This window comes from Citrobacter sp. Cpo032, from assembly GCF_030332975.1.
Classification (GTDB): domain Bacteria; phylum Pseudomonadota; class Gammaproteobacteria; order Enterobacterales; family Enterobacteriaceae; genus Citrobacter; species Citrobacter portucalensis.
On record NZ_JAOWGU010000031.1, the window covers coordinates 264,662 to 286,858 of the forward strand.

Sequence of the window (22,197 nt, forward strand, 5' to 3'; positions counted from 1 at the left end):
GTGTGATTCGTTGGCCGGATAAGCGTAGCGCATCCGGCAAATCTCTTAACCTTTCATGTCCCGTAGTCGGCGGCTCAGCCAGATCCCGTGGTGCGGTCGCTGACGCCATGCTACCGACGAAATGGTATGCATGGTGTTCAGATGCCCAAGAACCCGCTGCAGATGCTGCTCAAGGGTGCTTAACGGACCATGGGACAGCATCTCTGGCGCTTCGAGAATATTCACATCTCCCGAACTTCCCGGCCCATCATATTCCAGCCGCTGCTGACAGCGCTGGAGTGCAATTTCACAGGACTCCAGATACCGCTGCGCCAAATCCGGCGTCAGCATCGTATGTTCCCTTGCCAGCGTGGTCATCGCGTTGATGTGTTCAACGATGAACTGGCTGTGCGTGACCCACAGTTTCATGTCTGCAAGGTAGTGCGAGTTAAATCCCGGCTCCTGCATTGCCTGGTTCAGCGAGTTGAACAGCGTGTTTTGCGTCTGGTTGACGCGCATGCGCTGATACGCCAGCGGCGTGGCCTGTGGATCGTTGCTGAGGATCAGACGAATTGCCTCCTGGTCGGCTTCTAACGCATCGTGGGCGTTCTTACGCAGCAGACCGCTCTGCCACTGTGGCCACAGCCAGAGCGTGCCGCCAAAGGCGATTAAGCAGCCAATGACCGTATCGACAAACCGCGGCACGATAAACTCTTCCCCGTTCAGCGTCAGCAGTTGCAGGGTGTATACCGCCGTTACCGTAAAACCGACGGTAGCCCAGCCGTAGTTTTTACGGATGATCAGATAGCTCACCAGGGTGATCAGCAGCATGGCCGCCAGCGTGAAACCTTCGGGAATATGAAAGTGCAACGTGACGCCGGCAATAACCAGTCCAACGAGCGTACCTACGGAACGGTGTAAGATGCGCACCCGGGTCGCCCCGTAGCCATTTTGCGTAACAAACAGGACTGTCATCAAAATCCAGTAAGGCTTTGGCAGGTGTAAAGCGCTGCCCATCAGGCTGGCGATACTCAACATAACGCTGATGCGTCCGGCATTGCGCAGCGCTGGGGATTTCAACGACAGGTAGTTTTTCAGGGCAGGGATCAGCGGCAACCGACGCTGCTTGTCAGCCATTAAGTCACGGGCATACAGCGGGCGCTGGGTCCGTAGCACGCGGGCAATACGGCTGAAGTGCCAGTAGCAAAATTGCCCCACCGGATTGTCCGGATGCTGCCTGGCGATTTTCTCCAGCGTGCCAATCTGCTTTTCCATCGAGAAACGGGTCGGCAAGCGGTGATACAAAATATCATCGGCCAGTACCCGAAGGCGTTCGGCGACGGTTCGCGCGTTCCAGCGAATTACCTGCTCCGCGTGGCTACGCTCAACCAGTTTTTGCACTTCTTCTGGCTGGTGGAGGCTAACGGAAATATGCTCCTGTAAATCCAGCGCCTCCTGAAAGGCACGCAGCAGGCGTTTGTATTCGTTGTTGTGATGTGCCGACAGCATATGCATTTGCTGATAGCACTGGGTAATCAGATCCACCGCCTTTTGTTGGCGAACCAGCAGGGGAGGCAGCGCTTTTTCTGGGTCGGCATGCTGGGTCAGCATGCTGTACTTGGCTTCACAGTAATCGGCTAATTCACGGTACAGCAAGCTGAGCGATTCGCGGAGCGGTTGCTCGCGCCACATCCAGAACCAGAACCAGTTGAACAGGCCATACCATAACGTGCCCAGCGCGTAGATCAGCAGCGGCTCCCAGACGGGCATATTCCCGGCCAGGCTGAGCGTGAAAATCGCCGCGATAAGCGAGGCTGGCAGTAATCGCGCATGCAAGGGGCTTAGCTCGGCGGTTACGCCAAGAATCAGCGTCAGGCCGGTGAGGATCAATGGTAGCGGTATAGTTTGCGCAAGCAGTAGCTGCATGATCAAGCTGCACCCGGCAAACAGCGATGCACCAATGACTAAGCGTTTGAAAAAGCGCTTGTGCGGGGTATCAAGACCGGCAATGTTGCAGCAGGCAGGGACGAGGGAAAAGAGAAGCCCCAAATGAAGCTGACCGATGATCAGACCAACAGCCACAGGTAAACATAGCACCAGCGTTTGTCGTAGTGCGTAGTTGATCTCTGGGTGGTATATCAGTCTTCGCCACATCGGAGTAAACAAAAGTGGCGCATTACTGGGTAACGCGCCACTTCGATGGGGTTAACGCGTGCCGTAGACGACGATGGTCTTACCGTGTGCGGAGATCAGGTTCTGATCTTCCAGCATCTTCAGAATACGACCGACGGTCTCACGGGAGCAGCCAACGATCTGGCCGATTTCCTGACGGGTGATTTTAATCTGCATGCCGTCCGGGTGGGTCATCGCATCAGGCTGTTTCGCCAGATTCAGCAGAGTCTGCGCGATACGACCGGTTACGTCGAGGAAGGCAAGGTTGCCCACTTTTTCAGACGTGACCTGCAGACGACGAGCCATCTGAGAAGACAGGCGCATCAGAATATCCGGGTTGACCTGGATTAATTGGCGAAATTTTTTGTAGGAAATTTCAGCGACTTCACATGCGGTTTTGGCACGTACCCAGGCGCTACGTTCCTGACCTTCTTCGAAGAGGCCTAATTCACCAATAAAATCGCCCTGATTCAGATAAGAAAGGATCATTTCTTTCCCTTCTTCATCTTTGATCAGCACTGCCACGGAGCCTTTAACGATGTAATACAACGTTTCCGCTTTTTCACCCTGGTGAATCAGCGTGCTCTTCGATGGGTACTTATGAATATGGCAATGAGACAAGAACCATTCGAGAGTCGGGTCTGTTTGCGGTTTGCCAAGCACCATGCGCGGTTATCCTCTGTTATAAGCTGTCTCCAGAGCCAGAAAACGACGCTGCCTCTGGGTTTGCAAAAATATGCTTCCCGCTACCTGGGAAAGGGGCTGTCAAAAATATACTGCAGCCTGTAATGTGATGTCCTCTGCATACATGCAGTACGTCAATGTATTACTGTAGCATCCCGTCTGTTTTAGCATAGCTTTCGCCGTGTGTCTCCTGGTGTCTCGCTTCAGCATGACGCAGGTCGCCTTCCGTTGCGAGAATTGTTATGTGCGCGTAATCTGTCAGGAAAATTGAAACATTGGAGTTACGAAATATGCAAGCGCGTGTAAAGTGGGTTGAGGGGTTAACCTTCCTCGGTGAGTCCGCCTCTGGCCACCAAATTTTGATGGACGGTAACTCCGGTGATAAAGCGCCGAGCCCGATGGAAATGGTATTAATGGCTGCCGGTGGTTGTAGCGCAATTGATGTGGTATCGATCCTGCAAAAGGGTCGTCAGGATGTGACCAACTGCGAAGTGAAACTGACTTCAGAGCGTCGTGATGAAGCACCGCGCCTGTTTACCCACATCAACCTGCATTTCATCGTAACGGGTAACGATCTGAAAGATGCATCAGTCTCCCGCGCCGTCGATCTTTCAGCGGAAAAATACTGCTCCGTGGCGTTGATGCTGGAAAAGGCAGTGAATATTACCCATTCCTATGAAGTGGTTGCTGCTGCGTGATGTCATGCCTGATGGCGTTTCACTTATCAGGCCTACAGGATATAAACACGTAGGCCGGATAAGGCATCAGCCGCCATCCGGCAAAAGACCACATCACTCTATCTTCTTACCTTCCATCAGTCGCTGTACCAGCGGCAGCATAATCAATTCCATCGCCAGACCCATCTTGCCGCCAGGTACGACTAACGTATTGATATGGGAAATGAATGATCCCTGCAACATGGCCAGTAACCACGGGAAGTCGATCCCTTCCAGGTTACGAAAATGAATCACGACAAAGCTTTCATCCAGTGATGGAATGCTCTTAGCGGCAAAGGGGTTGGAGGTATCGACGGTCGGTACGCGCTGGAAGTTAATATGTGTCCGGGAAAACTGCGGCGTGATGTAATTGATGTAATCGTCCATTGAACGCACCACCGAGTCCATCACCGCTTCACGCGAATGTCCACGCTCGCTGGTATCGCGGGTCAGCTTCTGGATCCATTCCAGGTTTACGATAGGTACCACGCCAACCAGCAGATCGACATGCCGGGCCACGTTTTGCTGCGGGGTGACAACACCGCCGTGCAGCCCTTCGTAGAACAGTACATCCGTCGGTTCAGGCAGCGGCTGCCAGGGCGTGAATGTCCCCGGAACCTGGTTCCATGGTACGGCCTCATCGTAAGTGTGCAGATATTTTCGCGACTGGCCTTTGCCCGTCTGACCGTATTCGATGAAGGTTTGTTCCAGCAAGCCGAAGTCATTAGCTTCAGGGCCAAAATAGCTGATATGCCGCCCGGCATCGCGCGCTTTGCGAATCGCCATGTCCATTTCTGGACGGGTATAGCGATGAAAACTGTCACCTTCCACCTCGGCGGCGCGCAGATTTAACTGCGCGAAAATTTTACGAAACGCGAGGCTGGTGGTGGTGGTCCCCGCGCCGCTGGATCCTGTTACCGCAATCACCGGATGTTTGGCAGACATAACAACTCCATGAAATGGTTGTAATTATAGTAAAGTCGGCCGGCGGCTACGGATTACTCGTGAATCTGCTTCCTCGGCATAATGTTGACCGTTTCATGCAGTTCAGACCACACCAGCACGGCTTCACCTGATTGTAGTTGGCGTTTGACGTCGGCGACTTTTTGTTCGAGCGAGCGTTCATGTTCACCATAATCGGTGCCTTCGCGCAAGACAAAGCTTTCAATCAAATTGTCCAGCGCGTCCGGGGAGATATCTTGCCAGGGGATAATCATGATGATGCCTCCAGATACGTTGTCAGCCAGTCCGGGATTCTTGATTCCAGCCACATCTCAGGACGGCGCACCGTGCCACCTATAAATCCGACGTGGCCGCCGTGTTCAGTAAGCTGGTACTCCACCTGTGAGGGCAGATTTTCCGGTTTCGGGATCACATGATGATCCATAAACGGATCGTCTTTCGCATGGATAATCAGCGTTGGTTTGGCTATCCGATTGAGCAACGGCATGGCGCTGCACTGGCGGTAATAGTCTATAGCATCGGCGAAACCGTGGATTTTGGCGGTGATTAGATCGTCAAAATCGCGAATGCGGCGCAAAGATTTCAACTGGGCCAGACTCACCGGCAACGAACCTGGATAAGCTTCAAGCTTCCGTGAGGCATTGGCTTTCAACAGATTGAGCAGGTAGCGCTGGTAGACCCGGGAGAAGCCCTTGTCCATATGGTAGCTACAGGCTTCCAGCACGAAAGGTGCAGAAACGATAACCGCCGCATCTATCGGAATATCGTTGCCTTCTTTTGCCAGCAGGCAAGCCAGCATGTTTCCACCGAGTGAATAACCTACCGCCGCGGTCGGTACGCGACCGAACTCACGCTCCAGCCAGTGTAAAAACCAGGTGCCATCTTCTGTTTCACCGGAGTGATAAATGCGGTTCAGACGATTGGGTTCGCCGCTGCAACCGCGAAAATGCATTACCACGCCCAGCCAGCCGCGCTTTTGCGCTGCTTCAATCAGGCCATGTGCGTAGGGGCTGTTCAGACTGCCTTCCAGACCGTGAAAAACCACCAGGCGCGGTTTGTGTTTCGCCTGTTGCGGATCTTCACTCCACGCCAGATCGACGAAATCACCGTCGGGCAATTCCAGACGCTGCCAGTGGGCGTCGAACTTCACCTTGCGGCGAATTAAACGCGGCAGCATCGTCTGCAGATGGCGGTTACTGATACCGCGCATCGGGCGGAATTCTCGCGAATCGTCGGTAGGTGGGGTCATTTCTGTGGACGTGATTTCAACCATAACACCGGAGCAATTAATAATCGGAAAGAATAACTATACCGCGCACAGCGCGTGCGGGTTAGCCAATATGTGATTTTGTCGCTAGTCAGTCAGCAGGTTACGCGAGAAAAGATGAAAATCGACGTTGGGTTTACGTCGCCACAGGCGGGCTTTACGCGTCCCTGTCGCCACGCTTTCTCCGGTATCTTCAAACATTCCTGACGCTTCAAAGCGGCGAATCAGACTTTTACGCTGGATCGACTGACCGAGGATCACCTCGGTGGCTTCGAGCAGTTGCCCATGGGTAAATGTTTCCGGCAAGCAGTATACGGGCAGGAGCGAGTACATCGTTTTTTGCCGTAAGCGGTGTAGCGCCGCGGTAATGATTTTCTCGTGATCAAACGCGAGTGAATAGTTTTTCAGTTCATCAACCGGCACCCAACGGGCATTGCTGACGCTGGCGATATGGGGCGCGCAGTCTACCCAGGCGATTAGTGCAAACCAGGTGACCGTCAGGCTCCAGCCGCGCGGGTCACGATCAGGGCCGGAAAAGGTATCCAGTTGTTCCAGCCACGAAGGCGAAACGCCTGTTTTTTCGGTGAGTTTGCGCAGCGCGGTGGCGCGGGTTGAATCATCGTTTTCGATATCAATAAAGCCGCCGGGTAATCCCCAACGCCCTTTTTGCGGCTGATTTGCCCGCTCGACCAGTAATACGCACAGCGCCTGCTGATGCAGGGTAAATAACACGCTATCTACCGTCACCAGAGGTGAAGGGAAGCGGCTGGCATCGTACTGATTCAGGTAGTCGGCTTCGGTGGTCATAAGGTACTCACGATGATTTGTAACGCTGACAAGTGTACCAGCCCGACACCGGGGGGCAAGGTTCGTTTTTTCTTATTGCTTATCAGTGGATTAGCTCACGCCTTAAAAATAATTCATTTTATACTTGCTTAATATGTGTCACAGGGACATTATTAATTGTGTCGAAGGGACATTATTAAGGGGTGAGCGCGATGAACATAAAATTGACACTAACTTTGGACGACCAGACCTATGCCGTTGCCAGCGGTGTTTTTCCTGATGGTGCTGTCTGGTTAAAAGTCACCGATGCGTTGCCAACCTTTGCTCGCCTGATGCACATCCGTGCCACGGCTATGCGTGATATGAACGATTTTATGCTGCTGGCGCAACTGGTTGAGGCGGTACGTCATCAGACCGATGTACTGGTCAGCCATCTCGACCTCCCCTGGCTGCCGTGGGCGCGTCAGGACAGACATATGGTATCGGGTGACAGCTTTGCGCTGAAAGTCTTCGCCAGTCAGCTCAATACGTTGAAATTTGACAAGGTCAACGTGCTCGACCCGCACAGCGATGCGGCGGCGGCTGCAATCGACAACTTTGTGGCGATCCCCCAGGAGGTCTGCCTGATGCAAAGCGCGTCATTATCGCGGCTGTTTCAGCAAAACGCGCTGATGCTGGTTGCTCCCGATGCGGGATCGCTGAAGAAGATTGATGCCGTAGCCAGAGCGGCCGGTGTGGAGCAGTATGTCATCCTGAGCAAAAAACGTGATGTGGCAAGCGGCAGCCTGACGGGATTTGCATTATTGGCCGGAGACGTCAGGGGTAGGGATCTGCTGATTGTTGACGATCTGTGTGACGCAGGCGGTACGTTTATAGGCTCTGCACAGGTGTTACGTGATGCTGGCGCCCGCAGTGTCAGCCTGTATGTCACCCACGGTATCTTTTCTAAGGGCGTTGATCACCTGTTTGCAAACGGTATTGATGCTATCTACACCACCAGCTCTTTAGCTGCCCCTGCGTTGGTACATCCGCAGATTGAGCTTATCGACATTGACGCGATTTACCGCGCCTGAGGGAGAGACTGATTATGAAAATGAACCCGATTCTGGCTATCGACGGCTACAAAGTTTCTCATCGCGTACAGTATCCGCAGGGTACCCATCGCGTGTATTCCAACTTTACCCCGCGCAGCGATCGCTTTTTCTCCTCGCCGTTGGCGGATGGCAAACTGGTATTCTTCGGCCTGCAGGGTTTTATGCAGTGGTTTTTAGTCGACCTGTTTAATGAGGCGTTCTTTGCCCGCCCGGAAGACGAGGTGGTCAGCGAATACAAACAGGTCATGGACAGCTATCTGGGCAAAGATGCGGTGGCGGTGGACCATATTCGTGCACTGCATCAGTTGGGCTATCTGCCGCTGCACATCAAAGCGCTGGATGAAGGCAGCAAAGTGCCGATGGCGGTGCCCGTTTTAACTATCATCAATACCCAACCTGAGTTTTACTGGTTGGTGAATTACCTGGAGACCGTGCTGTCGGCGGAGCTGTGGAAGGCGTCAACAAATGCCACGATAGCTCACCACTACCGCAAAATCTGCGCTCGCTGGGCAGAGCAAACCTGTAGCGACCTGACGCACCTTGACTTCCAGTGCCATGACTTTTCATTTCGCGGTATGTCCGGATTACAGGACACCATGCAGGCGGGCAGTGGGCATTTGTTAAGCTTTAAAGGGACCGACAGTATTCCATCTCTGCTGTACGCTCGCGATTACTACACCGACGGCGAGCCCTATTTTATCGGCGCCAGCATTCCGGCTACCGAACACAGCGTGATGTGTATGGGTGAGCGCGAGCATGAAATTGAAACCTTCCGCCGCCTGATTGCCGATCTCTACCCGCAAGGATTTGTATCGATAGTCTCTGATACCTGGGACTACTGGCAGGTGCTGACGGAATATACCCGCGAACTGAAGAACATCATTCTGGCGCGTGAAGGTCGGGTGGTATTCCGTCCGGATAGCGGCAACCCGGTGGAGATCCTGTGTGGTGCTGGCGAAGATGACGATACAAGCAGCGATCGTTCCGCTCAGGAGAAAGGGTCTGTGGAAGTGCTGTGGGAGATTTTTGGCGGCACGATTAACGCCAAAGGTTACAAGGTGCTCGACCCGCATGTCGGACTGATTTATGGCGACTCCATCACCCTTGAGCGAGCGAATGAGATCCTGCGTCGTCTGGAAGCGAAAGGATTTGCCAGTTCAAACGTCGTGTTTGGCGTTGGTTCTTTTACTTATCAATACAACACACGTGACACCTTTGGCTTTGCGATGAAAGCGACGTGGGGAGAAGTCGACGGCAAAGGCCGGACGATTTTTAAAGAACCAAAAACTGATAATGGTCTGAAACGTTCAGCCCGTGGTCTGCTTCGCGTCACACGTGATGAGCAAGGGGAATTGCGTCTGCATGACGAACAGACCTGGGAGCAAGAGCAGGAAGGGGAGCTGAAAACTCGTTTTCTCAACGGCAAGCTGTTTAACCGCGAGCATTTCGAAGAAATCCGCCAGCGTCTGGCGACACAGGGATAATTCAACAAAAATGCCGGATGAGACGTGTTGGCGTCGGATCCGGCAATGATGACTACTCGGCCAGCATCTGCTCAAGCTGTTCCTGAGCCTCCAGCCAGGCCATTTCACACTCTTCCAGCCCGGATTTCGCACTGGCCTGCTGCTGCAAACAGGCGGTAAGTTCGGCTTTGCGACTTTGGTCGTACAGTTCGCTGTCGCCGAGTTTTTCTTCCGCCTGCGCCAGCTGTGCGTGCAGTTTCTCCATCTCTTTTTCCAGACGGGTAATCTCTTTACGCAGCGGCTGCGTCAGGGAGCGCAGTTCCGCTTCGCGGCGCTTCTGGTCTTTACGCGCCTGGGCGCTGTTAACGCTCTCTTTCGCCGGTTCGTCGCCCTGGTTTTCCTGTTTCTGGACATCGCTCAGCCACTGCTGATAATCCTCCAGATCGCCATCAAACGGCTCGACTTTCTTGTCGTGTACCAGATAGAGGTCGTCGGTGGTGGATCGGATCAGGTGACGGTCGTGCGAGACGACAACCAGCGCGCCTTCAAAATCGATCAGCGCCTCGGTCAGCGCCTGACGCATATCCAGGTCCAGGTGGTTGGTTGGTTCATCGAGCAGCAGCAGGTTAGGGCGCTGCCAGACGATCAACGCCAGTACCAGACGCGCTTTTTCGCCACCGGAGAAGCGGCGTGTCTCTTCGCTGACTTTATCGCCCTGGAAGCCGAATCCACCCAGGTAGTCACGCAGTTTCTGCTCCAGTTCCTGCGGTGCCATGCGTGCCAGATGCTGAATGGGTGATTCATCGGCGCGTAAAAACTCCAACTGGTGCTGCGCGAAGTAGCCCAGTTTGATGCCTTTCGCCAGGCCAATCTCACCGCTGATGGGGGCCAGTTCGCCGGCCAGCAGCTTAATCAGCGTCGATTTACCCGCGCCGTTGCGACCGAGCAGGCCGATGCGGGAACCCGGCACCAGATTCAGTTTGATCGAATCGAGAATGACGCGATCGCCGTAGCCTGCGCTAACCTTTTCCATCTTCAGCAGCGGGTTTGGCAGGCTTTCCGGCTCACGGAAGCTGAAGTGGAACGGGTTGTCCACGTGCGCTGGGGCAATCAGCTCCATGCGTTCCAGCATTTTGATACGGCTCTGTGCCTGCTTCGCTTTCGTTGCTTTGGCGCGAAAACGATCGATATAGCTTTGCAGATGCGCCACGCGCTCCTGCTGGCTTTCGTACATTGCCTGTTGCTGTGCGAGGCGGGTCGCACGCTGGATTTCAAACGCGCTGTAGTTGCCGGTGTACTCGAACATGGTTTGCTGTTCGATATGAATAATTTTATCTACCACCGGATCGAGGAAGTCGCGATCGTGGGAGATCAAAATCAGCGTACCCTGATAGCTTTTCAGCCATCTTTCCAGCCAGATCACCGCGTCGAGATCGAGGTGGTTGGTGGGTTCATCGAGCAGCAGTAGGTCTGAACGGCAAATCAGCGCCTGGGCCAGGTTGAGACGCATACGCCAGCCACCGGAGAAGTCGCTGACCGGGCGCTCAAGCTGTTCGTTGGAGAAGCCGAGGCCATGCAGCAGGCTGGCGGAGCGTGAGCGCACGGTCCAGGCGTCGATGGCATCCAGCTTGCCATGGACGGTGGCAATGGCATGTCCATCGTTACGTTCGTTGGCGTCGTTCAACTGCGCTTCCAGTTGACGATACTCGCGGTCGCCGTCAATGACGTACTCCAGCGCGGGCTGTGGCAACGCAGGCGTTTCCTGATTCACCCACGCGAGCTGCCAGTTTCCCGGATAGGTAAATCCTCCAGCGTCGGCGCTGAGTTCATTTTTCAGCAATGCCAGCAGGGTAGATTTACCGCAGCCATTTTTACCCACCAGGCCAACCTTCTGCCCTGGATTAATGGTGGCCGTGGCATTGTCCAGCAAGACGCGCACGCCGCGACGAATTTGTAACGATGAGAAAACAATCATAAGGCGCCGTATGTTCAGACTATGTTAATTTATCATTATGATAATGTAATGTGCGGGCCGTTTGCCGCACCGAGGCGCAATGGTAGCCCAAAACGTCGAAAATAGACAAAAGACAAAACCGGGAGGGGGATGATGTTCCAGCCAGCGAAAGTCTTGCTGCTGTATGCCCATCCGGAATCTCAGGACTCGGTCGCGAACCGTGTTCTGCTTAAACCGGCCATGCAGCTCAGCAATGTTACCGTGCACGACCTTTACGCGCACTATCCTGATTTTTTTATCGATATTCCGCATGAACAGGCGCTGCTGCGTGAGCATGATGTGATTGTTTTTCAGCACCCACTCTATACCTATAGCTGTCCGGCGCTGTTAAAGGAATGGCTTGACCGCGTACTGAGCCGCGGATTTGCCAGCGGTCCCGGAGGGAATCAACTGGCGGGAAAGTACTGGCGTAGCGTTATCACTACCGGAGAACCGGAAAGTGCCTACCGCTATGACGCGCTAAACCGTTATCCAATGAGCGATGTGCTGCGTCCTTTCGAGCTAACGGCCGGTATGTGCCGCATGCACTGGATGAGCCCAATTATCGTTTACTGGGCCAGACGGCAAACGAAGCAGGAGCTGGACAGCCATGCGAAAGCGTATGGTGACTGGCTGGCGAATCCGATCCCTGTGGGAGGCCGCTGATGGAAGGTTCTGATTTATTGACAGCAGGAGTGTTGTTCCTCTTCGCGGCGGTGGCTGCAGTTCCCCTGGCCTCAAAGCTGGGTATCGGTCCGGTGCTGGGTTACTTGCTGGCGGGTATTGCTATCGGCCCGTGGGGATTAGGATTTATCAGCGATGTGGATGAAATCCTGCATTTTTCCGAGCTGGGCGTAGTCTTTCTGATGTTCATCATTGGGCTGGAACTTAATCCCGCCAAACTGTGGCAACTGCGGCGTTCAATTTTTGGCGTCGGTGCCGCGCAGGTGATGCTGAGCGCGGTGGTGCTGGCCGGATTATTGATGCTCACTGCGTTCTCCTGGCAGGCGGCAGTGGTTGGCGGCATTGGTCTGGCGATGTCATCGACCGCTATGGCGCTACAGTTGATGCGCGAAAAAGGCATGAACCGCAGTGAATCCGGACAACTGGGTTTTTCGGTGCTGCTGTTTCAGGATCTGGCGGTGATCCCCGCGCTGGCGCTGGTTCCGCTGCTGGCGGGCTCTGCTGACGAACATTTTGACTGGATCAAAGTGGGGATGAAGGTGCTGGCCTTTGCCGGCATGCTGATTGGCGGTCGCTATTTGCTGCGTCCGGTTTTCCGCTTTATTGCGGATTCTGGCGTGCGGGAAGTGTTCACCGCTGCCACGCTGCTGTTGGTGCTGGGTTCTGCTTTATTTATGGATGCGCTGGGGCTGTCAATGGCGCTGGGAACGTTTATCGCGGGCGTGCTGCTGGCGGAAAGCGAATACCGACATGAGCTGGAAACGGCAATCGATCCGTTTAAAGGCCTGTTGCTCGGGCTGTTTTTTATCTCCGTTGGCATGTCGCTCAACCTCGGTGTGCTCTACACCCATATTCTGTGGGTGGTAGCGAGCGTGATCGTGCTGGTGGTCGTAAAAATGCTGGTGTTGTATGTGCTGGCGCGTCTTAACGGCATGAGAAGCTCTGAACGGATGCAATTTGCCGGGGTTTTAAGTCAGGGTGGTGAATTCGCTTTCGTGCTGTTTTCAACGGCATCCTCGCAACGGCTGTTTCAGGGCGACCAAATGGCGTTGCTGCTGGTGACCGTCACACTGTCGATGATGACCACGCCGCTGGTGATGAAGTTGATTGATAAATGGCTCTCCCGCCAGTTTAACGGCACGGATGAGGAAGACGAAAAACCCTGGGTGGAAGATGATAAACCGCAGGTGATTGTGGTGGGGTTTGGGCGTTTTGGTCAGGTTATTGGTCGTCTGTTGATGGCCAATAAAATGCGCATTACCGTTTTGGAGCGGGATATCAGCGCGGTGAATCTGATGCGTAAATATGGCTATAAGGTTTATTACGGTGATGCCACGCAGGTGGAACTGTTGCGCTCCGCAGGGGCAGAGGCGGCGCAATCTATTGTTATTACCTGTAATGAGCCTGAAGACACCATGAAACTGGTGGAACTGTGCCAACAGTATTTTCCGCATTTGCATATTCTTGCGCGAGCGCGCGGACGTGTAGAGGCGCATGAGTTATTACAGGCTGGTGTGACGCAGTTTTCCCGCGAAACGTTCTCCAGTGCGCTGGAGTTGGGGCGTAAAACGCTGGTTACACTGGGAATGCATCCGCACCAGGCTCAGCGCGCTCAGCTGCATTTTCGGCGGCTGGATATGCGCATGCTGCGGGAACTGATCCCCATGCATACAGATACGGTACAAATCTCTCGAGCCAGGGAAGCCCGGCGCGAGCTGGAGGAAATTTTCCAACGAGAGATGCAGCAAGAGCGACGTCAGCTGGATGGCTGGGATGAATTTGAGTAGAGGATAACCATGGCAATTCGTAAACGTTTTATCGCAGGTGCAAAATGTCCGTCCTGCCAGTCGCAGGATACGCTGGCGATGTGGCGTGAAAATAATATCGATATTGTTGAGTGTGTTAAGTGCGGTCATCAGATGCGGGAAGCCGATAAAGAGGCACGCGAGCACGTTCGCAAAGAAGAGCAAGTGATCGGGATTTTTCATCCGGACTAGCGATATGGCGCAGCTTTTTTTAAGCTAGAGGGTACACGGGTGCAGAATTCCGCTACAATCTGCGCCACTATTCTTTCCATGCTCAGGAGATATCATGAAAGTAGCAAAGGACCTGGTGGTCAGCCTGGCCTATCAGGTACGTACAGAAGACGGTGTGTTGGTTGATGAGTCTCCGGTGAGTGCACCGCTGGACTACCTGCATGGTCACGGTTCCCTGATTTCTGGCCTGGAAACAGCGCTGGACGGTCATGAAGTTGGCGACAAATTCGATGTTGCTGTTGGCGCAAACGACGCATACGGTCAGTACGACGAAAACCTGGTGCAGCGCGTTCCTAAAGACGTCTTCATGGGCGTTGACGAACTGCAGGTTGGCATGCGTTTCCTGGCTGAAACTGACCAGGGTCCAGTACCGGTAGAAATTACCGAAGTGGAAGACGACCACGTTGTGGTTGACGGTAACCACATGCTGGCTGGCCAGAATCTGAAATTCAACGTAGAAGTTGTTGCTATCCGCGAAGCGACCGAAGAAGAACTGGCTCACGGCCACGTTCACGGTGCGCACGGCCACGACCACGATCATGACCACGGTCATGACGGTTGCTGCGGTGGTCACGGCCACGGTCACGACCATGGTCACGAGCACGGTGGCGAAGGCTGCTGCGGCGGTGGCGGTAAAGGTAACGGCGGCGGCTGCGGTTGCCACTGATCGGTATGATTGCCTGATGGCGCTACGCTTATCAGGCCTACCGTAGGCCGGATAAGACGTTTACGTCGTCATCCGGCACAAAAAAGCGGGGATATCCCCGCTTTTTTTACGTCTCAATAATGTGGCGGCGGGGTCTCTTCAGACTGCGACGCAATGTGGGACGGCTGCGTTGCTTTGAGCTTTTCCGTCAGCAGACGCAGATGGTCGCGCAGTTTGGCCATTTCCAGTTCATGCGCGGTCACCGTCACGTTGAGCTCTTCAATGGTGATCTCCTGAAATGCCAGGCGACTTTCCAGTTCAGCCAGGCGAGTTTCCATTGTTGTATCCTGCATGATTCACCTCTTTCTTTTTTCTCCGGCAGATCGCGGACTGCGGCGAATTCTACTTAACTTTGCCTGTTTGCACAGCACTCAATCTTCGGTAACGAAACTAATTTAAACAAAAAGAGTCTGAAAAGTGGTGATAATAGGGCGTGCCTGTATGTTGATTTGTTCTGCAACGCTTTATAGTACATTTTTATGTTAGCTAACCCTGGGGTGAGATGCCCCGGCCCTGGAGATATGGATGAAATCACTGTTTAAAGTAACGCTGCTGGCGACCACAATGGCTGTTGCTCTGCATGCCCCGATCACCTTCGCTGCTGATGCTGCGAAACCAGCCGCTACTGCTGACAGCAAAGCAGCATTCAAGAATGACGACCAAAAAGCCGCTTACGCGCTGGGCGCGTCCCTGGGTCGTTATATGGAAAACTCTCTGAAAGAGCAGGAAAAACTGGGCATCAAACTGGATAAAGATCAGCTGATCGCTGGTGTTCAGGATGCGTTTGCAGACAAGAGCAAACTGTCTGACCAGGAAATCGAACAAACTCTGCAGGCGTTTGAAGCGCGCGTGAAGAGCTCCGCTCAGGCGAAAATGGAAAAAGACGCGGCTGACAACGAAGCCAAAGGTAAAGTTTACCGCGAGAAATTTGCTAAAGAGAAAGGCGTTAAAACCTCTTCTACTGGCCTGGTCTACAAAGTAGAGAAAGAAGGTACTGGCGCTGCACCGAAAGACAGCGATACCGTGGTAGTCAACTACAAAGGTACGCTGATCGATGGTAAAGAGTTTGATAACTCCTACACCCGTGGTGAGCCGCTGTCTTTCCGTCTTGACGGTGTCATCCCTGGCTGGACTGAAGGCCTGAAAAACATCAAGAAAGGCGGCAAAATCCAGCTGGTTATCCCACCGGATCTGGCTTACGGCAAAACCGGCGTCCCGGGTATTCCGGCCAACTCTACGCTGGTCTTTGATGTTGAACTGTTAGACATCAAACCGGCACCGAAAGCTGACGCGCAGCCAGATGCTGCACCGGCAGATAAAGCTGCAGACAGCAGCAAAAAATAAGCTAACAGAAACCGCCGCCCACAGGGCGGCGGTTTTTTATTATCGACAGGATATAATTAATACTGGAAAGCGCCTTGTGCGCTGTATTACTTTAGATGCCCCTATAATAGTGATGAGCCTGCCCTGACAACATAACGACAGGCTCCTGAAAAGGAGTGCTTTTTTTCATGTCCAGGTCGCTTTTAACCAACGAAACCAGTGAGCTAGATTTGCTGGATCAACGTCCTTTCGATCAAACCGACTTCGATATCCTCAAATCCTACGAAGCGGTAGTGGACGGGTTGGCGATGCTCATTGGTTCCCATTGTGAAATCGTATTGCACTCTTTGCAGGATTTGAAATGCTCGGCCATCCGCATTGCTAACGGTGAACACACGGGCCGTAAAATTGGCTCACCGATTACCGACCTTGCGTTGCGTATGCTGCATGATATGACGGGTGCGGATAGCAGCGTGTCGAAGTGTTACTTCACACGTGCGAAAAGCGGTGTCTTGATGAAGTCGGTGACGATTGCCATTCGCAACCGTGAGCATCGCGTGATTGGTCTGCTGTGCATCAACATGAACCTTGATGTTCCTTTCTCGCAGATAATGAATACCTTTATCCCACCGGAAACCCCGGAAGTGGGCTCTGCCGTCAACTTTGCTTCTTCGGTGGAAGATCTGGTTACCCAGACGCTGGAATTCACGATCGAAGAAGTGAATGCCGATCGCAATGTTTCCAACAACGCGAAGAACCGCCAGATCGTCCTGAATTTATATGAGAAAGGCATCTTCGATATTAAAGATGCCATCAACCAGGTCGCCGATCGGCTGAACATCTCCAAACATACGGTCTACCTCTATATTCGTCAGTTCAAAAGCGGCGATTTCCAGGGGCAAGACAAGTAATGCGTTTTGCCATCATGGTGACAGGGCCTGCTTATGGCACGCAGCAGGCGAGTAGCGCGTTGCAATTTGCACATGCGCTTCTCGAAGAAGGGCATGAGTTATGCAGCGTCTTTTTCTATCGAGAAGGTGTATATAACGCCAACTTACTGACTTCACCCGCCAGTGATGAATATGATCTGGTGCGGGCCTGGCAACAGCTGAACCAACAGCATGGTGTAACGCTGAATATCTGCGTGGCGGCGGCGTTGCGTCGCGGCGTTGTTGATGAAACTGAGGCAAAGCGTCTGGGACTGGCAGGGGCTAATTTACAATCAGGTTTTAACCTCAGCGGGCTTGGATCGCTGGCTGAGGCATCCCTGACCTGCGATCGCGTGGTGCAGTTCTGATGAAACGTGTTGCTTTTGTCTTTTCTACCGTGCCGCATGGCAGCGCATCTGGCCGTGAAGGATTAGATGCATTGCTAGCGACATCTGCATTAACGGAAGACCTCGGCGTGTTTTTTATCGGCGATGGCGTCTTTCAAATCCTCCAGGGACAACAACCGGATGCCGTGCTGGCGCGAGACTATATCGCAACCTTCAAGCTGTTAGGGTTGTACGATATCGATCAATGTTGGCTGTGCGCCGCTTCATTACGCGAGCGGGGCCTTCAGCAGGGGGTTAATTTTGTGATCGATGCGACAGCGCTTGAACCGGAAGATTTACGCCGTGAGTTAGGCAACTTTGACGTCATTTTAAGGTTTTGAGACCCTCATGCTGCACACACTACATCGCTCCGCGTGGCTTACCGATTTCTCCTCTCTTCTTCGCCTGGTAGATAAAGACGATGAGCTTTTATTGCTCCAGGATGGCGTGACGGCGGCAATAGAAGGCAGCCGTTTCCTTGAAAGTCTGCAAAATGCCTCCATTAAGGTCTATGTACTGGAAGAAGACATTAAGGCTCGCGGTTTGAGTGGTCAAATTTCAGACAGTGTCGTCAGGGTTAGCTATACTGACTTCGTCAGACTTACGGTGAAGCATCCCAGCCAGATGTCCTGGTAATTGTGGGATCGTTGTATATTTCTTGACACCTTTTCGACACCGACCTAAAATTCTGCGTCCTCATATTGTATGAGGTCGTTTTATTACGTGTTTACGAAGCAAAAGCTAAAACCAGGAGCTATTTAATGGCAACAGTTAACCAGCTGGTACGCAAACCACGTGCACGCAAAGTTGCAAAAAGCAACGTGCCTGCGCTGGAAGCATGCCCGCAGAAACGTGGCGTATGTACTCGTGTATATACTACCACTCCTAAAAAACCGAACTCCGCACTGCGTAAAGTTTGCCGCGTTCGTCTGACTAACGGTTTTGAAGTGACTTCCTACATCGGTGGTGAAGGTCACAACCTGCAGGAGCACTCCGTGATCCTGATCCGTGGCGGTCGTGTAAAAGACCTCCCGGGTGTTCGTTACCACACCGTTCGTGGTGCGCTTGACTGCTCCGGCGTTAAAGACCGTAAGCAATCACGCTCCAAGTATGGCGTGAAACGTCCTAAGGCTTAATGGTTCTCCGTTAAGTAAGGCCAAACGTTTTATATTAATGTCAAACTAAACTCTTAGAGTTTTGGACAATCCTGAATTAACAACGGAGTATTTCCATGCCACGTCGTCGCGTCATTGGTCAGCGTAAAATTCTGCCGGATCCGAAGTTCGGATCAGAACTGCTGGCTAAATTTGTAAATATCCTGATGGTAGATGGTAAAAAATCTACTGCCGAAACTATCGTATACAGCGCGCTGGAGACCCTGGCTCAGCGTTCTGGTAAAAACGAACTGGAAGCTTTCGAAGTAGCTCTCGAAAACGTGCGCCCGACTGTCGAAGTTAAGTCTCGCCGCGTTGGTGGTTCTACTTATCAGGTACCAGTTGAAGTCCGTCCGGTCCGTCGTAATGCTCTGGCAATGCGTTGGATCGTTGAAGCTGCTCGTAAACGCGGTGATAAATCCATGGCTCTGCGCCTGGCGAACGAACTTTCTGATGCTGCAGAAAACAAAGGTACTGCAGTTAAGAAACGTGAAGACGTTCACCGTATGGCAGAAGCCAACAAGGCGTTCGCACACTACCGTTGGTAATCCCTTCGGAGTTTTAGTCACCAGGCGGGCGCTTCTAGTAAGCAGCCCGCTTTGGGCTACTTAAATTGAACGCCTAAAAGATAAACGAGGAATCAAATGGCTCGTACAACACCCATCGCGCGCTACCGTAACATCGGTATCAGTGCGCACATCGACGCCGGTAAAACCACTACTACCGAACGTATTCTGTTCTACACCGGTGTAAACCATAAAATCGGTGAAGTTCATGACGGCGCAGCCACCATGGACTGGATGGAGCAGGAGCAGGAACGTGGTATTACTATCACCTCCGCAGCGACTACTGCATTCTGGTCTGGTATGGCTAAGCAGTATGAACCGCATCGCGTAAACATCATCGACACCCCGGGGCACGTTGACTTCACTATCGAAGTAGAACGTTCCATGCGTGTGCTTGATGGTGCAGTAATGGTTTACTGCGCAGTTGGTGGTGTTCAGCCTCAGTCTGAAACCGTATGGCGTCAGGCAAACAAATATAAAGTTCCGCGCATTGCGTTCGTTAACAAAATGGACCGTATGGGTGCGAACTTCCTGAAAGTTGTTGGTCAGATCAAAACCCGTCTGGGCGCGAACCCTGTTCCGCTGCAGCTGGCAATTGGCGCTGAAGAAGCGTTCACCGGTGTTGTTGACCTGGTGAAAATGAAAGCCATCAACTGGAACGAAGAAGATGCAGGCGTAACCTTCACTTATGAAGATATCCCGGCTGACATGCAGGAACTGGCTGAAGAATGGCACCAGAACCTGATCGAGTCCGCTGCAGAAGCTTCAGAAGAGCTGATGGAGAAATACCTGGGTGGTGAAGAACTGACTGAAGAAGAGATCAAAAAAGCTCTGCGTCAGCGCGTTCTGAACAACGAAATCATCCTGGTAACCTGTGGTTCTGCGTTCAAGAACAAAGGTGTTCAGGCGATGCTGGATGCGGTAATTGATTACCTGCCATCCCCAGTAGACGTACCTGCGATCAACGGTATTCTGGACGACGGTAAAGATACTCCTGCTGAGCGTCATGCTAGCGATGACGAGCCGTTTGCTGCTCTGGCATTCAAAATCGCTACTGACCCGTTCGTGGGTAACCTGACCTTCTTCCGCGTGTACTCTGGTGTGGTTAACTCCGGTGACACCATCCTGAACTCCGTGAAAACTGCACGTGAACGTTTCGGCCGTATCGTACAGATGCACGCTAACAAACGTGAAGAGATCAAAGAAGTTCGCGCGGGCGATATCGCTGCTGCAATCGGTCTGAAAGACGTGACCACTGGTGACACTCTGTGTGACCCGGATCACCCGATCATTCTGGAACGTATGGAATTCCCTGAGCCGGTAATTTCCATCGCGGTAGAACCGAAAACCAAAGCTGACCAGGAAAAAATGGGTCTGGCTCTGGGCCGTCTGGCTAAAGAAGACCCGTCATTCCGCGTATGGACTGACGAAGAATCTAACCAGACCATTATCGCTGGTATGGGTGAGCTGCACCTCGACATCATCGTTGACCGTATGAAGCGTGAATTCAACGTTGAAGCGAACGTCGGTAAACCTCAGGTTGCTTACCGCGAAGCGATTCGCGCGAAAGTTACCGATATCGAAGGTAAACACGCTAAGCAGTCTGGTGGTCGCGGTCAGTACGGTCATGTTGTTATCGACATGTACCCGCTGGAGCCGGGTTCAAACCCGAAAGGCTACGAGTTCATCAACGACATCAAAGGTGGTGTAATTCCTGGCGAATACATCCCGGCCGTTGATAAAGGCATCCAGGAACAGCTGAAATCTGGCCCGCTGGCTGGTTACCCGGTTGTTGATCTGGGCGTGCGTCTGCACTTCGGTTCTTACCATGACGTTGACTCCTCTGAGCTGGCGTTTAAACTGGCCGCTTCTATCGCCTTCAAAGATGGCTTTAAGAAAGCGAAACCAGTTCTGCTTGAGCCTATCATGAAGGTTGAAGTAGAGACTCCGGAAGAGAACACCGGTGACGTAATCGGTGACTTGAGCCGCCGTCGTGGTATGCTTCGTGGTCAGGAATCCAACGTCACTGGCGTTGTTATCCATGCTGAAGTTCCGCTGTCTGAAATGTTCGGATATGCAACCCAGCTGCGTTCTCTGACCAAAGGCCGTGCTTCTTACTCCATGGAGTTCCTGAAGTACGACGATGCGCCGAACAACGTAGCTCAGGCCGTTATTGAAGCCCGTGGTAAATAATCCACAGGATTAAAACCTAAGTCCCGTGCTCTCTCCATAGGGGAGAGCACTATAGTAAGGAATATAGCCGTGTCTAAAGAAAAATTTGAACGTACAAAACCGCACGTTAACGTCGGCACCATCGGCCACGTTGACCACGGTAAAACTACCCTGACCGCTGCAATCACTACCGTACTGGCTAAAACCTACGGCGGTGCTGCTCGTGCATTCGACCAGATCGATAACGCGCCGGAAGAAAAAGCTCGTGGTATCACCATCAACACTTCTCACGTTGAATATGACACCCCGACTCGCCACTACGCACACGTAGACTGCCCGGGCCACGCCGACTATGTTAAAAACATGATCACCGGTGCTGCGCAGATGGACGGCGCGATCCTGGTTGTTGCTGCGACTGACGGCCCGATGCCGCAGACTCGTGAGCACATCCTGCTGGGTCGTCAGGTAGGCGTTCCGTACATCATCGTGTTCCTGAACAAATGCGACATGGTTGATGACGAAGAGCTGCTGGAACTGGTAGAAATGGAAGTTCGTGAACTTCTGTCTCAGTACGATTTCCCGGGCGACGACACTCCGATCGTTCGTGGTTCTGCTCTGAAAGCGCTGGAAGGCGAAGCAGAGTGGGAAGCGAAAATCATCGAACTGGCTGGCTTCCTGGATTCTTACATCCCAGAACCAGAGCGTGCGATTGACAAGCCGTTCCTGCTGCCTATCGAAGACGTATTCTCCATCTCCGGTCGTGGTACCGTTGTTACCGGTCGTGTAGAGCGCGGTATCATCAAAGTTGGTGAAGAAGTTGAAATCGTTGGTATCAAAGAGACAGCTAAGTCTACCTGTACTGGCGTTGAAATGTTCCGCAAACTGCTGGACGAAGGCCGTGCTGGTGAGAACGTTGGTGTTCTGCTGCGTGGTATCAAACGTGAAGAAATCGAACGTGGTCAGGTACTGGCTAAGCCGGGCTCTATCAAGCCGCACACCAAGTTCGAATCTGAAGTGTACATTCTGTCCAAAGACGAAGGCGGCCGTCATACTCCGTTCTTCAAAGGCTACCGTCCGCAGTTCTACTTCCGTACTACTGACGTGACTGGTACCATCGAACTGCC

Annotated in this window: 23 protein-coding genes and 1 pseudogene; 16 read left to right on the plus strand and 8 right to left on the minus strand. The window is 52.9% G+C overall.

What is annotated here, in order from left to right; translation table 11 throughout:
* Window positions 1-45: 45 nt before the first annotated feature.
* Entirely contained in the window at window positions 46-2,133 is a 2,088-nt protein-coding gene (locus OGY33_RS01875; RefSeq protein WP_008786302.1) for a YccS/YhfK family putative transporter, read from the minus strand.
* A gap of 51 nt (window positions 2,134-2,184) precedes the next feature.
* Window positions 2,185-2,817 carry a cAMP-activated global transcriptional regulator CRP gene (gene crp, locus OGY33_RS01880; protein ID WP_000242758.1) on the minus strand — a complete coding sequence of 211 codons (633 nt, stop codon included), beginning with the start codon at window positions 2,815-2,817 and terminating at the stop codon, window positions 2,185-2,187.
* A gap of 308 nt (window positions 2,818-3,125) precedes the next feature.
* Between crp and OGY33_RS01885 the strand changes: the two genes are divergently transcribed.
* Entirely contained in the window at window positions 3,126-3,533 is a 408-nt protein-coding gene (locus OGY33_RS01885; RefSeq protein WP_003827750.1) for an OsmC family protein, read from the plus strand.
* A 93-nt stretch (window positions 3,534-3,626) separates the two neighbouring features.
* On the opposite strand, the gene OGY33_RS01890 is transcribed toward OGY33_RS01885, so the two are convergent.
* The 4 genes and pseudogenes from OGY33_RS01890 to OGY33_RS01905 all read right to left on the minus strand — a co-directional run bounded on the left by OGY33_RS01890 (window position 3,627) and on the right by OGY33_RS01905 (window position 6,588).
* The gene (locus tag OGY33_RS01890; RefSeq protein WP_003827751.1) at window positions 3,627-4,496 is read right to left on the minus strand and encodes a phosphoribulokinase; all 870 of its coding nucleotides are present in this window, start codon (window positions 4,494-4,496) and stop codon (window positions 3,627-3,629) included.
* Window positions 4,497-4,549: 53 nt separating this feature from the next.
* Window positions 4,550-4,768, minus strand: coding sequence for a YheU family protein (locus OGY33_RS01895; protein ID WP_003023615.1), 219 nt, complete (start codon window positions 4,766-4,768; stop codon window positions 4,550-4,552).
* Window positions 4,765-5,833 (minus strand): annotated as a pseudogene (locus tag OGY33_RS01900) (hydrolase). The gene OGY33_RS01895 and the pseudogene OGY33_RS01900 overlap by 4 nt, the downstream one beginning before the upstream one ends.
* Window positions 5,834-5,868: 35 nt before the next feature.
* Complete coding sequence (locus OGY33_RS01905; RefSeq protein ID WP_008786298.1) at window positions 5,869-6,588, minus strand: NUDIX domain-containing protein; 720 nt, start codon at window positions 6,586-6,588, stop codon at window positions 5,869-5,871.
* Between the two features lie 191 nt (window positions 6,589-6,779).
* Here OGY33_RS01905 and prs point away from each other — a divergent pair, with 191 nt between their 5' ends.
* Both prs and OGY33_RS01915 read left to right on the plus strand, forming a co-directional pair.
* A complete protein-coding gene (prs, locus tag OGY33_RS01910) occupies window positions 6,780-7,640 on the plus strand; it encodes a ribose-phosphate diphosphokinase (protein ID WP_191238068.1) in 861 nt (286 codons plus the stop codon).
* Window positions 7,641-7,654: 14 nt separating this feature from the next.
* The gene (locus OGY33_RS01915) at window positions 7,655-9,145 is read left to right on the plus strand and encodes a nicotinate phosphoribosyltransferase (RefSeq protein ID WP_191238069.1); all 1,491 of its coding nucleotides are present in this window, start codon (window positions 7,655-7,657) and stop codon (window positions 9,143-9,145) included.
* A gap of 52 nt (window positions 9,146-9,197) precedes the next feature.
* Here the strand turns inward: OGY33_RS01915 and OGY33_RS01920 are convergent, their stop codons facing one another.
* Window positions 9,198-11,099: an ABC transporter ATP-binding protein gene (locus OGY33_RS01920; RefSeq protein ID WP_191238070.1), complete on the minus strand. Its 1,902-nt coding sequence runs from the start codon at window positions 11,097-11,099 to the stop codon at window positions 9,198-9,200.
* Between the two features lie 132 nt (window positions 11,100-11,231).
* Here OGY33_RS01920 and kefG point away from each other — a divergent pair, with 132 nt between their 5' ends.
* From kefG to slyD, 4 genes are all read left to right on the plus strand, one after another.
* Window positions 11,232-11,783: a glutathione-regulated potassium-efflux system ancillary protein KefG gene (gene kefG / locus OGY33_RS01925; protein ID WP_003023629.1), complete on the plus strand. Its 552-nt coding sequence runs from the start codon at window positions 11,232-11,234 to the stop codon at window positions 11,781-11,783.
* A complete protein-coding gene (gene kefB / locus OGY33_RS01930; protein ID WP_100271844.1) occupies window positions 11,783-13,588 on the plus strand; it encodes a glutathione-regulated potassium-efflux system protein KefB in 1,806 nt (601 codons plus the stop codon). The genes kefG and kefB overlap by 1 nt, the downstream gene beginning before the upstream one ends.
* A gap of 9 nt (window positions 13,589-13,597) precedes the next feature.
* Window positions 13,598-13,798, plus strand: coding sequence for a YheV family putative zinc ribbon protein (locus OGY33_RS01935; RefSeq protein ID WP_003023632.1), 201 nt, complete (start codon window positions 13,598-13,600; stop codon window positions 13,796-13,798).
* Window positions 13,799-13,892: 94 nt separating this feature from the next.
* On the plus strand, window positions 13,893-14,504 hold the full coding sequence (gene slyD, locus OGY33_RS01940) for a peptidylprolyl isomerase (RefSeq protein ID WP_008786294.1): 612 nt from the start codon (window positions 13,893-13,895) through the stop codon (window positions 14,502-14,504).
* Window positions 14,505-14,617: 113 nt separating this feature from the next.
* On the opposite strand, the gene OGY33_RS01945 is transcribed toward slyD, so the two are convergent.
* Window positions 14,618-14,836: a protein SlyX gene (locus OGY33_RS01945; protein ID WP_003023639.1), complete on the minus strand. Its 219-nt coding sequence runs from the start codon at window positions 14,834-14,836 to the stop codon at window positions 14,618-14,620.
* Window positions 14,837-15,068: 232 nt separating this feature from the next.
* On the opposite strand from OGY33_RS01945, the gene fkpA reads away from it, so the two are divergent.
* From fkpA to tuf, 9 genes are all read left to right on the plus strand, one after another.
* Window positions 15,069-15,887 carry an FKBP-type peptidyl-prolyl cis-trans isomerase gene (gene fkpA / locus OGY33_RS01950; protein ID WP_003827768.1) on the plus strand — a complete coding sequence of 273 codons (819 nt, stop codon included), beginning with the start codon at window positions 15,069-15,071 and terminating at the stop codon, window positions 15,885-15,887.
* Window positions 15,888-16,054: 167 nt separating this feature from the next.
* Window positions 16,055-16,777 carry a helix-turn-helix transcriptional regulator gene (locus OGY33_RS01955; protein WP_003023643.1) on the plus strand — a complete coding sequence of 241 codons (723 nt, stop codon included), beginning with the start codon at window positions 16,055-16,057 and terminating at the stop codon, window positions 16,775-16,777.
* On the plus strand, window positions 16,777-17,163 hold the full coding sequence (gene tusD, locus OGY33_RS01960; RefSeq protein WP_008786293.1) for a sulfurtransferase complex subunit TusD: 387 nt from the start codon (window positions 16,777-16,779) through the stop codon (window positions 17,161-17,163). Before OGY33_RS01955 ends, tusD begins: the two co-directional genes overlap by 1 nt.
* The gene (gene tusC, locus OGY33_RS01965) at window positions 17,163-17,522 is read left to right on the plus strand and encodes a sulfurtransferase complex subunit TusC (RefSeq protein WP_048227388.1); all 360 of its coding nucleotides are present in this window, start codon (window positions 17,163-17,165) and stop codon (window positions 17,520-17,522) included. Before tusD ends, tusC begins: the two co-directional genes overlap by 1 nt.
* 7 nt (window positions 17,523-17,529) lie before the next feature.
* On the plus strand, window positions 17,530-17,817 hold the full coding sequence (tusB, locus tag OGY33_RS01970; protein WP_008786292.1) for a sulfurtransferase complex subunit TusB: 288 nt from the start codon (window positions 17,530-17,532) through the stop codon (window positions 17,815-17,817).
* Between the two features lie 125 nt (window positions 17,818-17,942).
* Window positions 17,943-18,317 carry a 30S ribosomal protein S12 gene (gene rpsL / locus OGY33_RS01975; protein WP_003023654.1) on the plus strand — a complete coding sequence of 125 codons (375 nt, stop codon included), beginning with the start codon at window positions 17,943-17,945 and terminating at the stop codon, window positions 18,315-18,317.
* 95 nt (window positions 18,318-18,412) lie between these two features.
* Window positions 18,413-18,883: a 30S ribosomal protein S7 gene (gene rpsG, locus OGY33_RS01980; RefSeq protein WP_003023657.1), complete on the plus strand. Its 471-nt coding sequence runs from the start codon at window positions 18,413-18,415 to the stop codon at window positions 18,881-18,883.
* A 96-nt stretch (window positions 18,884-18,979) separates the two neighbouring features.
* A complete protein-coding gene (gene fusA, locus OGY33_RS01985; protein WP_003023659.1) occupies window positions 18,980-21,094 on the plus strand; it encodes an elongation factor G in 2,115 nt (704 codons plus the stop codon).
* 69 nt (window positions 21,095-21,163) lie between these two features.
* Window positions 21,164-22,197, plus strand: a 1,034-nt coding sequence (gene tuf, locus OGY33_RS01990) for an elongation factor Tu (RefSeq protein WP_286553871.1), incomplete at its 3' end; no start/stop codon positions are given.